7 protein-coding genes and 1 tRNA gene are annotated in these 15,014 nt (G+C 62.5%); 5 read left to right on the top strand and 3 right to left on the bottom strand.

Translation table 11 applies throughout. The annotated features are described in order from the left end of the window. Window positions 1–181: 181 nt before the first annotated feature. The 3 genes from ACSVDO_RS07970 to ACSVDO_RS07960 all read left to right on the top strand — a co-directional run bounded on the left by ACSVDO_RS07970 (window position 182) and on the right by ACSVDO_RS07960 (window position 9,374). A complete protein-coding gene (locus ACSVDO_RS07970) occupies window positions 182–868 on the top strand; it encodes an extensin-like domain-containing protein (protein ID WP_489595745.1) in 687 nt (228 codons plus the stop codon). Between the two features lie 1,166 nt (window positions 869–2,034). Beyond that, a complete protein-coding gene (locus tag ACSVDO_RS07965; protein ID WP_489595743.1) occupies window positions 2,035–4,506 on the top strand; it encodes a two-component system response regulator in 2,472 nt (823 codons plus the stop codon). Continuing rightward, on the top strand, window positions 4,497–9,374 hold the full coding sequence (locus ACSVDO_RS07960) for a CHASE domain-containing hybrid sensor histidine kinase/response regulator (RefSeq protein WP_489595742.1): 4,878 nt from the start codon (window positions 4,497–4,499) through the stop codon (window positions 9,372–9,374). Before ACSVDO_RS07965 ends, ACSVDO_RS07960 begins: the two co-directional genes overlap by 10 nt. Before the next feature lie 73 nt (window positions 9,375–9,447). Here the strand turns inward: ACSVDO_RS07960 and ACSVDO_RS07955 are convergent. From ACSVDO_RS07955 to ACSVDO_RS07945, 3 genes are all read right to left on the bottom strand, one after another. Further along, window positions 9,448–9,524, bottom strand: a tRNA-Val gene (locus tag ACSVDO_RS07955). Between the two features lie 84 nt (window positions 9,525–9,608). Further along, window positions 9,609–11,849, bottom strand: coding sequence for a RelA/SpoT family protein (locus ACSVDO_RS07950; RefSeq protein ID WP_489595740.1), 2,241 nt, complete (start codon window positions 11,847–11,849; stop codon window positions 9,609–9,611). Next, window positions 11,846–12,838 carry an alpha/beta fold hydrolase gene (locus tag ACSVDO_RS07945; RefSeq protein WP_489595739.1) on the bottom strand — a complete coding sequence of 331 codons (993 nt, stop codon included), beginning with the start codon at window positions 12,836–12,838 and terminating at the stop codon, window positions 11,846–11,848. Before ACSVDO_RS07945 ends, ACSVDO_RS07950 begins: the two co-directional genes overlap by 4 nt. 59 nt (window positions 12,839–12,897) lie before the next feature. On the opposite strand from ACSVDO_RS07945, the gene ACSVDO_RS07940 reads away from it, so the two are divergent. Further along, window positions 12,898–13,692: a 3-hydroxybutyrate dehydrogenase gene (locus ACSVDO_RS07940; RefSeq protein WP_332537193.1), complete on the top strand. Its 795-nt coding sequence runs from the start codon at window positions 12,898–12,900 to the stop codon at window positions 13,690–13,692. A 358-nt stretch (window positions 13,693–14,050) separates the two neighbouring features. Further along, complete coding sequence (locus tag ACSVDO_RS07935; protein ID WP_489593684.1) at window positions 14,051–15,007, top strand: IS110 family RNA-guided transposase; 957 nt, start codon at window positions 14,051–14,053, stop codon at window positions 15,005–15,007. The last annotated feature ends 7 nt before the right edge of the window (window positions 15,008–15,014 follow it).

The following is a 15,014-nucleotide window of genomic DNA, read 5'->3' as shown; positions in this document are numbered from 1 at the left end:
ACATGCAATGGATTCTCATTCATTTCGCACAACTGTTACAAGCATTTACTTCAAGCTGGTAAATACACCGAGACATTTGTTTCGCAAACGGCACTGCCGGTCTGATAAGGAACAAGCGGCCAGCTGTAGGACCAGGGCGCATGCTGCCTATAACGTGCGCGGCATCGCAGATGATGGATGAATGAGATTAATTGCTGTTCTGGTGTTACTTTTGGGGATCGGCTTCTGGTCGCATGGACGCTATTGGACGCTTGCCGATCACCTCAATCCCTGGGCGCCGCTGACCTACGAGGCCGCGCCCGACTGGCTCACGCGCTTCAAGGCCGCTCGCTTCCAGTCCGAGCCGGCTGCCTGCCAGGCCTTCATGGCCAGCACGCCCTGGCGTTTCGAGGCCTTGCCCGACCGAGAAACCGGTCCGGGTTGCGGATTGCGCAATGCCATTGCGGTGCGGCAGACTTCGGTAGCCGTGGGGTCTTCCTTCACCTTGAGCTGCCCGGCCGCCGCATCGCTGGCGCTGTGGGAGCGGCATGTGCTGCAGCCCGCAGCCCAGGCGACGCTGGGCGCAGACGTACGCCGGCTCGAACACCTGGGCAGCTATGCCTGCCGCAACGTCTATGGCCGCGAGTCCGGCAGCCGCAGCCAGCACGCAAGCGCCGACGCGCTAGACATCGCTGGCTTTGTACTGACCGACGGCCGGCGCATCAGCGTGCTGCGCCAATGGGGTGGCGACGCGCCCGCCAGCATGTTTCTGCGCGAAGTGCACCAGGGCGCCTGCCGCTTCTTCGACGGCGTGCTGGGCCCCGAATACAACCAGGCACATGCCGACCACTTCCACTTCGACAGCGGGCGCCATCGGATATGCAGATAGCGGTACCGCCGACACCCGCGGGTCTATGGTGTCCGACGCCCGCCAGGCACGCGAGCTGGGCTGCGATGCCCAAGCGCCGCAGGTGCTCGTGCAGCCGCAGACCCGCAGCAGCGCCCTCTGCGCGGCCCGGCAGGCTGGACTGCATTCCTGGCAGCGCGGCATGGGCTGGCGCCACCAGCTGCAGCGTACGGCGCTCGAAAGACCGGTTGTGCATCAAGGATGCCAGCATCGGCAGCCGCACGATCTGCTGGGCAATCGCGAGCGCGCGCCATGCGACAAGTCCACCTCGCCTTCGAGCAGCATTCCAGGAGCATGCCGACATGGGCCGGCGCTTCAACGGCGTCTTTGGAGATGGCGATGGCGAGATGGAAGCCAGGGACGAGCGCCAGACCCTCTCGCTGCGCGGCGACGTCACCATATCCAGTCGGCGCAGCGCAACACGGACAGCGACACCGTTGGCGTGCCGGAATTGCGCGCGCACAGGCCTCGATTGGCGGACTCCCGTCGCCGGACTCCAGGTCGGCGCCCGCGTGATCCATACCGGCGCCCAGTAGGCCGACTCGATGAGCTGGCTTGCCGCTGGTCCTCCGCCCCAACCCGTTTATCTGACCCGCGCGCGCTGTCCTTCGCCGGAAAATAGGGTCTTGCGGCAAGCCCTGGGCCGCCTGGCCGGAATCGCGTGGAGTTTCCCCCTTGCAGGGAGAATCTGTGGGTAAAGGCAAGGATTGCCGGTTGGATGAGGGGTTTCGCCCGCTGGCGAATTTTCTTTGGTTTTCATCAATTCTTGATCTTTAATCATTAATACCAATTTCATTGATATTTCGATAAAAATATTTAGGCAATCGACGCTCCCGCTTTGGGTGCGCGCGTCTCCTTTTCGCGCGCCATGCCCGTCAAGCTGCGACGCTGGCTGCGCAGAGTGCTTCAATGGCTATGGAAAATAGCGCGCCAGGCTGAGTTACCAGCAGTTACCGCGCCGCGCAGCTGCATAGATTGGGGCGAAACGGTATTCGGAAAAACGCATGCATTCACCGGACCGAGCGACAAAACGTGAATGCGGCGGCGGAGTGGTTTATCGGAATAAAGGGGCAATCCATGTTGCTTGCTTTCACGGTGATGCATACACTTCAATTGCAATGGTCCCTGCAAAACTGAAAGGTGGTCCCGTGTCAGTTGATATGCACTTCGACTCAGGATCGGTTTCGATCCTCATCGTCGATGACCGGCCAAGCAACATTCTGTTGCTGCGCGAGGCCCTTCGTGATCTCGGGGAGATACACTTTGCCGTGAGTGGCCAAGAAGCGCTGGAGTTCACCCAAAACAATGTGCCCGACCTGGTTCTGCTGGACATCGAAATGCCCGGCATGGACGGTTACGAAGTCTGCCGGCGGATGAAGGCCGATCCAAGGCTGTCGGACATTCCCATCATCTTCGTGACGTCCCATGACGACAGCGTTCACGAATTGCAGGCGCTGAATCTGGGCGGTGTGGACTTTCTGCACAAGCCATTCAACATTTCTGTGGCCCGGGCGCGCGCGCGTACCCATCTGATGTTGCGGCTGAAATCGAGGCAATTGTCGATTGCGCAACGCAACCTGTCGGAGGTGGTGCATCACGTGCCAGCCTTCATTGCCAACTGGACGAGTGAGCTCACCAACATCTGGGCCAACGATGTGTCGGGCCATTGGTTTGGCATGGCCGCATCAGACATGCCCGGGATGCATGTTCGCGATATCGTTGGCGAATCGACCTTCGACCTGCTCCAGCCCGGGTTGAGCGACGTGCTGGCGGGGCACGATGTCTCGTTCGAACTGCGCTTTCTACGTCCGGATGGTTGCGTTGCCTACGCGCAGGTTTCGTTGGTCAGTCGGACCCATCTGGATCTGAACGCAGGCTTTCTCATGCTGATCACCGACGTGACCCGGCGCAAGCTGGCGGAACAGGCCGAGTGTGACGAAAAAGAGCGTTTTCGGATCACGCTCAACTCCATAGGCGACGCAGTCATCGCCACGGACCTCCATGGTTCAGTGACTTTCATGAACCCCATCGCCGAGACCATGACCGGCTGGATCGGCCACGAAGCCATGGGCGAAGCGGTCGAGCAAGTCATGCCACTGCGCGATAGCAATGGCTGCACCATCCCCAATCCGATTCGCCTGGCATTGCGCGAACGCCGCACGGTGAGCATGGCGTTGAACACCATCTTGCAGCGCCGCGACGGTCAACTCTCCACGGTGGAGGATGCCGCAGCGCCCATTCTTGACCAGGCCGGCAATATGACCGGGGCAATCATCGTGTTCCACGATGCGAGCGAAACACTGGCACTGGCCGTGAAGATGACGCATCTGGCCAACCATGATCCACTGACCAACTTACCCAATCGCATGCGCCTGCTGGACCGCACCGCGCAGGCCGTTCAAACGGCACGCCGCAGTGGCAAGGGGGTGGCGTTGATGGTGCTGGATTTGGATCACTTCAAACACATCAACGATTCGGTGGGGCATTCCGTGGGGGACAGGCTTTTGCAGCAGGTGGCCCTTAGGCTTCAAGGCATATTGCGTGAAAGCGATACCCTCAGCCGACAAGGTGGGGACGAATTCATCGTGCTGCTGCCAGAACTGGAGTCGGTGGACTACGTGGGTGTTCTCGCGAATCGGCTGCTCACAACGGCCTCGCAACCCTATCTGCTGGATGGCGTGCGCTTCGACCTGTCGCTCAGCGTGGGTATCGCGGTGTTTCCCGACGAAAGCGACGACAGCGAGACGCTGTTCCGCCATGCGGATGCCGCGATGTACCGTGCCAAGCAACAGGGCCGCGGCCGATACTGCTTCTTCTCTGCCGACATCGAGGAAAGAGCACGCGCCCGCTTCGACATGGAACAGGCCCTGCGCCTGGCGCTGGAACGCCACGAATTCGAAGTGCACTATCAACCCAAGATCGACGCCGCCAGCAACCGTACGACCGGTGCCGAGGCACTTGTGCGCTGGCGCAAACCAGATGACAAGTTGGTGCCACCTTTGGAATTCATTCCCCTGGCCGAAGAAACGGGCATGATTGTCGCTATTGGCGCGCTTGTTCTTCGACAGGCCTGCCTGGATGCACGGGCATGGCACGAGGCCGGCTTTTCCATTTGCGTGGCGGTGAATGTGTCCGCTGTTCAGCTGGAAAAGAGCGCTTTTGTCCCGCTGGTGCGGGAAATACTGCGTTCGACCGACATGCCTGCCCACCTGCTGGAGCTCGAGATCACCGAAAGCGTGTTGGCCAGGAATGTCGAAGATACGCTGAAAACCATCACGGAACTCAAGTCACTGGGCCTGTCGATCGCGGTAGATGATTTCGGCACTGGCTACTCCAGCCTGGCCTATCTGAAGCAATTTCCGATCGACGTGCTGAAGATTGACCAGAGCTTTGTGCGCGGCCTGCTGCTGGACGACAGCAGCCTGGCTATTGTTTCCGCCATCATCAAGATGGCCCAGGCAATGGAGTTGAAGCTGGTCGCCGAAGGCGTGGAAACCGAGGGACACAACCAGGCATTGCGGGCGTTGGGCTGCGAGGTCATGCAGGGCTTTCTGTTCGCCAGGCCCATGCCCGAAGCCGACATGCGCGCGTTTCTGCGGCGCGGTCAACCATGCTCCTGAAGCCGGCGTCATGGGCGCGCACCATTGCCTGGCCCCTTGCCGTGCTGCTGATCGGCTTTTCCTCCACCGCCTTTCTGGTCTCGGAGCTTGCCGCTGATAACGAGCGAACGGCGCGCGAAGCATTGGCTGAGGTCGGCGAGAAGTCGGCGGCGGAGCTCCAAGACCGTGTGCAACGCTACCAATATGGTCTGCGCGGCATCCGTGGAGCCGTGATTACTGCGGGTGAATTCGGACTCAGTCGCCGGGCTTTTCAACGCTACAGCCTGAGCCGCGACCTGGCGGTGGAATTCCCCGGCGCACGCGGCATGGGGTTTGTGCGCCGCGTTCCACCCGCGCAGGTGGCCGCCTTCGAGAAGGCAGCGCGGCTCGATGGCGCACCCAACTTCGTGGTGCATGCCTTTCGGCCGCACGAAGGTGAACGCTACGTGATCCAGTATTTCGAGCCGGAACAAACCAACGAGCAGGCGATAGGCCTGGATATCGCTTCCGAAAGCCGGCGGCGCCAAGCCGCAGACGCCGCGATGCGTGCCGGCGTAGCCCAGTTGTCGGCACCGATCACTCTTGTGCAGGCCGATGGCGCCATCAACCAGTCCTTTCTTTTGTTGCTGCCCATATACCGCACGGAAGTCACTCCGCCCACCGAGGCCGAGCGGGTCGCTGCCGGCTACGGCTGGAGCTATGCGGCATTGTCCATGGCGGACGTTCTGGGAAACATGAACCTTCCCGCGCACGCACTGCACGCAGAGCTGCGCGATGTGACGTCGCCGGGCGAGCCGCTCGTGTTCTATCAGTCATCCAAACAAGCCAGGGAATCGGCTCCCACCTATGTGTACACCGCCCGACAGGAGGTCTTGGGTCGCAGCTGGGAGTGGACTGTGCAAGCCTATCCGGCGTTCACCACCGCATTGAATCTGACGCCCCCCAGCACTGTGGCGTTGATAGGCGGCATTGCCACTTTGACGGGGGCGGCCTTGGCGTGGGCCTGGGGCACGGTACGCCAACGCAAGCAACAGCTGCTGCGGGCCCAGGCGAAACTGGGCGCCATTGTGGAAAGCTCGGACGACGGCATCATCGGCAAGCAACTTGACGGCGTCGTCACCAGTTGGAATGCAGGGGCCACGCGCATTTTTGGCTTTGACGCGAAAGAGGCCATTGGACGGCCGCTGGTCGAGTTGGTTGTGCCAGCGACGCGCAAATCGGAGGAAGCCGAAATCCTCAGACGCATTTCGAACGGCGAACACGTTCAGCATTTTGAAACACAGCGCCAACGCAGGGATGGCAGCTTGATCGACGTGTCCGTCACGGTTTCCCCCATCTACAACGACGCCGGAAAGATTGTGGGGGCCTCCAAGACCGTGCGGGACATCTCGAGACAGAAGGAAGCCGAGTGCCAGGTGCGTCAACTCAACGAGCACCTGGAAGAACAAGTCACCCAGCGAACTTTCGAGCTGGAGTCGGCCCAGCGCGCCTTGCGCACGGTGCTGGACGCGGTGCCCTCGATGATTGGTTATTGGGACAAGAACCTGATCAACCGGGTTGCCAACCATGCCTACCACAGCGGGTTCGGCGTCGCGCCCGGCTGCCTGCCCGGCACATCCATGCGGCAGTTGCTGGGAGACAAGCTGTTCGAGCACAACCGGGTCCATGTCGAGGCAGCCTTGCGCGGTGAGCCCCAGTCTTTCGAACGCACCGCTCCTTCCTCTTCCCGAGGCAGTCGGCATTCATTGGTGCACTATCTGCCAGACATTGTCGATGGCGAGGTCCAAGGTTTCTACGTGGTGGTGCACAACGTCACCGACCTTGTGGAAAGCCGCCTGAAGTTGACTGCGGCCTTGCATGAGAACGAAGTCTTGCTCAGCACCATCAATCAGCAAATGCTGTTTTCGGTCACGGACCGAGATGGGCGCATGACCGAGGTGAATGACCGTTTCTGCGAAGTGCATGGCTACAGCCGGCACGAACTGGTCGGGCGAAGGCACGATTTGCTTGCGTCAGGAGTGCACTCGCCCGCGTTCTGGCAAACCGTATGGGAGCGACTGACCGGTGGCCATGCATGGCACGGCGAAGTCTGCAACCGCGCCAAGGATGGCGGCCTGTTGTGGTTCGACTCCGTCTTTGCGCCCCTGGCAACCGGTGAAGGCATGCCGGATCGTTTCATTGCACTGCGCATAGACATTACCAGTCGAAAGGCTGCGAATGCCGAAGTGGACCGGCTGAATGTGTTGCTGCGCAGCGTGCTCAGAGCCGCCTCGGAGGTCGCCATCATCGCCACCGGCGTGGACGGCAGGATCACGCTGTTCAACGCCGGCGCCGAACGTCTGCTGGGCTATGCAGAAGACGAAGTACTGGCCACCCCTGCGGCGCGGTTTCATTTGCGCGACGAAGTGAATGCGCGCGCCGCGCAACTCAGCGCACTCCACGCAGAACGCATCGAGGGCACGCGCGCATTGGTACATGTTTCGGAAGTTGAAGGCGCAGAAAAACGCGAGTGGACGTATGTGCGCAAGGACGGCCGGCACCTGCCTGTCACGCTGGCCATGACCACCATCAGAAACGACGTGGGAACCATTGTCGGTTATCTGGGCATGGCGACCGACATTACGGAACGCAAGCAGTTCGAGGCAAGCCTCATCGAGGCAAAGCGGCATGCCGAACAAGCCAGTCAAGCCAAGGGCCAGTTCCTGGCCAATATGAGCCACGAAATTCGCACCCCGCTGAACGCGGTGCTGGGAATGCTCCAGTTGACCGGAATGACGCAGTTGAACAGCCGCCAAAGAGACTACGTCAACAAGGCACAAGGCGCGGCCAAGTTGCTGCTGGGTCTGCTCAACGACATTCTGGACTTCTCCAAGATGGAGGCCGGCAAGCTGCAGCTGGACCCCCACCCCTTCGATCTGGAAGGCCTGATGCGCGATCTGGCGGTGATGCTCAGCGGCAGCCGCAACGACAGCGACGTAGAGGTGGTGTTTGAAATGGACCCCCAGTTGCCCGCCGCCGTGGTCGGCGACCGCATGCGACTGCAGCAGATACTGATCAACCTTGCGGGCAACGCCCAGAAGTTCACGGAGCACGGCCAGGTGGTGATCAGCCTGGTTCAGCGAGCGGCCTCACAGGGGCAAGTGACCTTGCGCGTGGCCGTGACCGACACGGGCATTGGTATCCACCCGGAACAGTTGGCGCGGATTTTCGAGGGATTCACGCAAGCCGAGGCCTCGACGACGCGCCGCTTTGGTGGAACCGGGCTGGGACTGGTGATCTGCAAACGCCTGGTCACCTTGATGGGCGGCGAACTGACGGTGCACAGCGATTTCGGCAAAGGCAGCAGCTTCTCTTTTGATCTCACCTTGCCCGTCGCCGCCCCTGTACCTATGGTCCACGGCGCAAGCGATCTTCCCCAGGGACTGCGCATTTTGGTGGTGGATGACAATCCCCTGGTGGGGGAGATCTTTGTCAAAACGCTGGAACTCAACGATTGGGAAGTGGACTGCGAATCGAGCGGCCAAGCGGGCGTCGACCGTGCACGCCGGGCTTTCGAGCAAGGTCGGCCCTACGATGTGATTCTGATGGACTGGCGCATGCCTGGCTTGGACGGCCTGGGCGCGGCATCGTTGATCACACAGGAAATGACAGGGGATGATCGTCCGCTGATCATCATGGTGACCGCGTTCGGGCGCGAGACTTTGTTCGATGTCGCCCAGCAGGGCGAGCCGCCGTTCGTGGATTTTTTGAGCAAGCCCGTGACCCCGCAGCAACTGGTCGATTCGGTTCGCGCGGCCTTGGCCGTCAAGAACGGGCAGACCAAGCCGGCTGCGTTCGAGCATGTGTCGGCCCGGCGCCTGGCGGGCTTGCGGCTGCTGCTTGTCGAGGACAACGCGCTGAACCGGCAGATCGCGTTCGAACTGTTGCGGGAAGAAGGCGCCGAGTTGGCGCTCGCCGAAGGCGGCCTGCAGGGCGTGGCCATGGCGCTGGAGGAAGATGCCGACTTCGATGTGATCATCATGGATGTGCAGATGCCCGACATCGACGGCCTGGAGGCCGCTCGCCGCATCCGGGCGCATGTGCGCGGGCAGCTGTTGCCGATTCTGGCCATGACGGCCAATGCTTCCGTGTCGGACCGCATGGACTGTCTGGCCGCAGGAATGAACGACCATGTGGGCAAACCGATAGACATGGACGAAGTGGTTCCACGCCTCTTGTCCTTGGCTGGGCGGCGCCCGGTAGGGGTCTCGCCGGCACCGGCAGATTCGCCATCGGCACCCAGCGAGGATGACGTGGACGCATTGCCCGTTTTGATGCAGCGATTCGGACAGAAGACGGAGATCTACCGCAAGGCTTTGAACGGCTACAAGCCGGAAGGAGACCGCTTGTTGGACGAGCTGGCCTCGCAGGTGAACTCCGCAGAGTTGGCGGCGGCCGGCGCCACCATGCATGCCTTGAAGGGGCTGGCCGCCACGGTGGGGGCACGCAAACTCGCCGCAGTGGCGTCGGACCTGGAGCAGCAAGTCCGAAAAAACAGGCATGCGGAAGTCTCGTCGGTGTTCCCCCCGGATACGTTGGCCCGACTTGAGCAGCTTCTGACGGCCAGCGATGCAGCGCTGCGCGCCGCCTTGTGGGCGTCGGAGTCCGCTTCGCAGCAAGCCGCAACGCCTGCAGCAGAAACCGTGAGCCCCGAACAGCTGGTCGCGCATCTGAGCGAGATAAAAATGCTGCTGCTCGCGGGCAACCTGCGCGCCGTGGATCTTGTCGAGGAGCTTTTGCCGCGCATATCGAGTGCCGACCAAACCAGATTGCACGATGTGATCAGCCGCACCCGGGGTTTGGAGTTTCCCGCTGCGGCGCAGGCTGTGCAACGATTTCTGGAAAGCTAAGGTGCGCAATGAAGCAACAAAAGAAAAAGCCTTCCAGACCGATGATCTGGAAGGCTTTGTACCAATGGTTAGTTGGTAGGCGCGATTGGACTCGAACCAACGACCCCCACCATGTCAAGGTGGTGCTCTAACCAGCTGAGCTACGCGCCTGTTGTTCGATTCATAAAGTATAGCATCGGGAAAAACGCGTTTTTCCCAACTTCATGACTTTTTTGCAAAAAGCGCCGATTTTCTTCAGCGCCGGCGCGCCGAACGCACGCCCGACACCCCGGCCACGATGCCCAGCACCTTGTTGAGCCGGCCAGAATCGGCGACCTCGACGGTGAAGGTCATCCAGGCCGTGCCCTTGACGGACTGGGTCTGCACGCCGATCACATTGGTCTTCTCGCGCGCAAACACATCGGAGATGTCGCGCAGCAGGCCCTGGCGGTCGGTGGCTTCGACCGAGACGTCGACCGGATAGACCGCCGCGCCGACAGCCGCCTTGGGCGTGCCCCAGGCCACGTCGATCACGCGCTCGGCGTTGCGCGCCGCCATCTCGCGGAAGTTCGAGCAGTCATGGCGGTGCACGCTCACGCCCTTGCCGCGCGTGACGAAGCCGCGGATGTCGTCGGGCGGCGCGGGCTTGCAGCATTTGGCCAGCTGGGTCATCAGCGAATCGATGCCGACCACCAGCACCCCGCCCTTGGGCACGGTGTCGCTGCCGCGCGCCTTGCGCACCGGAGAGAACGCCTCCTCCTCCTCTTCGGGCTCGGGCGGGCGCAGCACGGCTTCGATGTTGCGCAGCGAGTACTCGTCCTTGCCGACGACTTCGAACAAGGCGTCGGCAGACTTGAAGCCCAGCTGCACCGCGAGGTCGTCGAGCTTCATGGCCGTCTTGCCTTCGCGCTGCATCAGCTTTTCGACGGCTTCGCGGCCACGTGCCACGGTTTCATGCGTGGCCTGGGCATTGAACCAGGCGCGCACCTTGGCGCGCGCGCGGTGGCTGGTCAGATACCCGAGTTCGGCATTGAGCCAGTCGCGTGACGGCCGGCCTTCCTTGACCGTGGTGATCTCCACGGTCTGGCCGTTTTGCAGCGGCGTGTTCAGCGGAACCATCGCGCCGTCGACACGCGCACCGCGGCAGCGGTGGCCCAGGCTGGTGTGCACCGAATAGGCGAAGTCCACGGGCGTCGCACCCTGGGGCAATTCGATCACGGCCGCGTCCGGTGTGAGCACATAGATGCGGTCCTCGAACAGTCCGCGGTGCGAAGGCGTGCCGGCCAGGTCGCTGCCCCAGGCCAGCAGCTGGCGCAGCACCGCGATCTTGGCGTCGTACTCGCTGCTCGCCGTGACGCCTGCATAGCCCTTGGAGCCGGCCTCCTTGTACGCCCAGTGCGCGGCCACGCCGTTCTCGGCATGGTCGTGCATCGCCTGGGTGCGGATCTGGATTTCAATCGCGCGCCCGTTCTCGTCGCGCACCACGGTGTGCAGCGACTGGTAGCCGTTGGCCTTGGGGCGCGCGATGTAGTCGTCGAACTCGGCTTCTATGGGCGTGAAGCGCTCGTGCACCCAGGACAGTGCGGTGTAGCAGTCCTTGATGGTGGGCACGACCACGCGCAGCGCGCGGATGTCGAACACCTGGTCGAAATCCAGCGACTTGCCGCGCATCTTCTTGACGATGCTGTAGATATGCTTGGGTCGGCCCTGCACGGTGGCGCTGATGCTGTAGGCGCGCAGATCGCTCTCGAGGCGGCCGCGCAACTGCTCCATGAAGACTTCGCGCTCGGTGCGCTTCTCGTCGAGCAGGCGCGCGATCTCGCGATAGGTGTCGGGCTCGAGAAAGCGGAAAGACAGGTCTTCGAGCTCCCACTTGATCTGCCAGATGCCCAGCCGGTTGGCCAGCGGCGCGAAAACATGCAGCGCTTCGCGCGCGATGCCCGGCGACACCGGGTGCTTGCTGGCCGCGTAATAGCGCAGCGTCTGCAGGCGCGATGCCAGGCGCAGCAGCACCACACGCAGGTCGCGCGAAAAGCCCAGCAGCATCTTGCGCACGGTCTCGGTCTGCGCGGCCACGCCGTCGACCAGCTGGGACGAGTTCTCGGCGTCACGCGCCTGCTGCTGCACGCGCATCAGCTTGGTGGTTTCCACCGCCAGCGTCGCGAAGTTCTCGCCGAACGCCTTGGAAATCACTTCCTGCGGCTTGTTCAGGTGAAAGCTCGCATGCACCAGATAGCAGGCGGCCTGCATGGTCTCCGAGCCGCCGATACCTTTCAGGATGGCGGCGACCGCATCGGCATGGGCCAGCGTGTTCTCGCCCGAGGCCATGCATTCGTTGGCCAGCAGCGGCTCGGCAAAAGCGCGCGCGCGCGCCAGCGCGTCGACCTGCTCGGGCAAGGTGGTCGCCGTCGCCATGATTAGCTGCGGCACGGCTTCGGGAATGCCGTGCGCCGCAGCGTTCTCGGCGGCGGGTGCAATCGTCAACGCACTTTTCATGGGCGTGCTCCGCTTTCCAGCGCCGGTTCGGCCGCCATATCCTCTTGATCTGCTGTCCACCCGGGCAGCAGGAACTGCGCCACCAGCGCGACCTGGGGAGCGGCGACCAGCGTGGGTGCATGGCCGAAGCCGGGCAGCGTCACGCAGCGCGCGCGCGGACCGCGCTCGACCATGGCCTGCGCGGTCTCGACCGACAGCAGATCGGACTGCTCGCCGCGGATCAGCAGCGTCTGCGCGCGGATGCTGTCATACGCCGCCCACAGCAAGGCCTCGCCAGCCAGCGCCATGTCGGGGTTCATCGCCTGGAAAGGCATGGCGATGTCGGGGTCGTAGTGCAGCTGCAGCCCGCCTTCGAGGCGCGGCTTGAGCATGGGCGCGGTCAGATCCAGCCACTGCTGTTCGGTATGTGGTCCGAAGCCCGCGGAAATCAGGCGCAGCGCCTCGGCCGCCTGGGCCAGCGAAGTGAAGACCAGCGGCTGGCCCAGGTATTCGCCAATGCGCAGCAGCGCCTGCCATTGCACGCGCGGACCGACATCGTTGAGCACCAGGCGCCGTATCGGCACCGGCGAGGCAAAGGGAGACTCGCTGGCCAGCAGCATGCCTATCAGGCCGCCCATGCTGGTGCCGACCCAGTCGAGCGTGTGCAGCGGGCTGCGTGCCTGCAGCTGGGCAATCAGCGCCTGCATGTCGCTCGCGTAGCGCTGCAGGCCGTAGTCCATGGGATCGGCGAGCCAGTCGCTGTGGCCGCGGCCCGCGACATCGGGGCAGATCACGCGCACATGACGGCTGAGCGCGCGCGCCAGCACATCGAAATCGCGCGACTGGCGCGACAGGCCATGCACGCAGACCACCACATGCGGGTGATGGGGGTCGCCGGTGGCATTCCATTCCCAGTAGGCCATGCGGTGTACATCGGCATCGGTCCCCACGCCCTGCGGCACGGCGGCAGCTCCGGGGCACAGTACGTAGTTCAGCGTAGGTTCATTCATGGGGGCACAATCCAGCAGCACGGTTCGATAATGCATCGTAATTCATTCGGAGACCTTCCATGCTGAAAGGCAAAACTGCACTCGTCACTGGATCCACCAGCGGCATAGGCCTGGGCATCGCCACGGCCCTGGCACAACAGGGCGCGAACATCGTGCTCAACGGCTTCGGCGACGTCGACGGCCCGCGCGCGCAAGTGCAGGCCGCGGGACACGCGGCCGGCGCCAAGGTGGCCTACCATGGCGCCGACATGACGCGCGTGGCCGACATCGAGGACATGATCGACTACAGCGTGCGCAATTTCGGCCAGGTCGACATTCTCGTGAACAACGCCGGCATCCAGCATGTCTCGCCCATCGAGGATTTCGCGCCCGAACGCTGGGACGCGGTCATTGCCATCAATCTGTCGAGCGCCTTCCACGCCACGCGCCTGGTGCTGCCGTCCATGCAGGCCGCGGCCAACGGCAAGGGCTGGGGGCGCATCATCAACGTCGCTTCGGTGCACGGCCTGGTGGGCTCGGCCAACAAGTCGGCCTATGTCGCGGCCAAGCACGGCCTGATCGGCCTGACCAAGGTCTGCGCGCTCGAGAACGCGACCACGGGCATCACCTGCAATGCGATCTGCCCCGGCTGGGTGCTGACGCCGCTGGTGCAAAAGCAGGTCGACGCCAAGGCCGCCGACCAGGGCATCAGCATCGAGGAAGCGACAAAACAGCTGCTGTCCGAAAAGGAGCCTTCGCTGCAGTTCACCACGCCCGAGGAGCTGGGCGCGCTGGCCGTGTTCTTCTGCTCGCCCGCCGGCGCGAATGTGCGCGGCGTGGCCTGGAACATGGACGGGGGCTGGGCGGCGCAGTGATCTGAAGGGCGCAGTTCGCGCCCTCATCCGTTCGTGGTGAGCCCGCCGGCCGCGTCTAACCATGAACGGCCTGCCCTCATGTTGGGTGCACAGGACGTTCATCCTTCGACAGGCTTGTATGGTTTGGTCTCCATCAACCAAACTTCAAGAAAGGGCGAGGAGCCGGGATGGAGGGACATCGACAGGCATCGGCCGTTGCTTTAGACCCAACGGACCGACTTCTTGAGTCATTACCCCATCCCTGCGCCGAGCGTCGATAAGGAACCTGGCGACGTCACCTGCATTTGCAGTCTCGATCGCCAATTCTTGCAAGCTCACGCCGACAGCAGGGTCCACCCCGGCACTCGTATTTTGAGCGATGAAGATCCAACAAGCTACTAATTTTGTTGGTGTGGATGTGGCAAGCGCGCATTTGGACGTCGCCATTCAGGGACAGACTCGTGTGCAGCGATTCGACAACACCGCCAAAGGTATAGCCCAGTTGCTGCGCGCACTGCCTTGTGGATGCGCGATAGGGCTTGAATCGACAGGCCGCTATCACCAGGCGCTGGCACAGGCTGCACATGCAGCAGGCCTGAGCGTTTATGTGCTCAACCCGCTGGACGCGCGCCGCTATGCGCAGTCTGTGGGCCAGCGCGGCAAGACCGACCGCATTGATGCCCTTATGCTGGCGCGCTACGTTTGCCGTGAGCATGAGCAACTGCGCCAATGGCAGCCGCCCACACAGACCCAAGAAGAAGTGCGTGAACTCATTGGCCACCGCGCAACCTTGGTGCGTCAGCGCAGCGCGCTGACGCAAGCGGGCAGCCACAGCAAGATGCTCAAGAGCTTGGATGCCCCGGTGCTTCAGGCGTTGAAGCAAGCCATCGAGCGCGTCGATGCGAAACTTGCTGCGGCCATCAAGATGGACCCACCCAGCCAACAGGCATTCGAACACATTACCTCTGTACCAGGACTGGGTCTGGTCTGCGGATCGCTGCTTGTGATGCTGTTCGGGCGTATGCAAGAACGTAGTTCGGATGCAGTGGTTGCATTCACCGGACTGGACCCACGCCCGAATGATTCGGGCAAGAAGATGGGCCAAAGGCGGCTGTCCAAGCGGGGTTGGCCGGAGATCCGGCGCCTGCTGTTTGCAGCCGCGATGTCAGCTGCGCGAACCAAGACTTGGAGCGGGTTGTATGAGGCTCAGCGCAAAAAGGGATTGAGCACGACAGCTGCGCTGATCGTGCTTGCTCGAAAACTGCTGCGTGTAGCGTTCGCGCTGTTCAAGCAGAAAAGCTGCTTCGATGGTTCACGGATGGCGGTAAACGCTTGACGAAAAC

It is taken from the genome of Comamonas sp. DB36, assembly GCF_057914905.1.
Note: the sequence above shows the minus strand (reverse complement) of the source record. Positions and strands in the feature narration are given on the sequence as shown.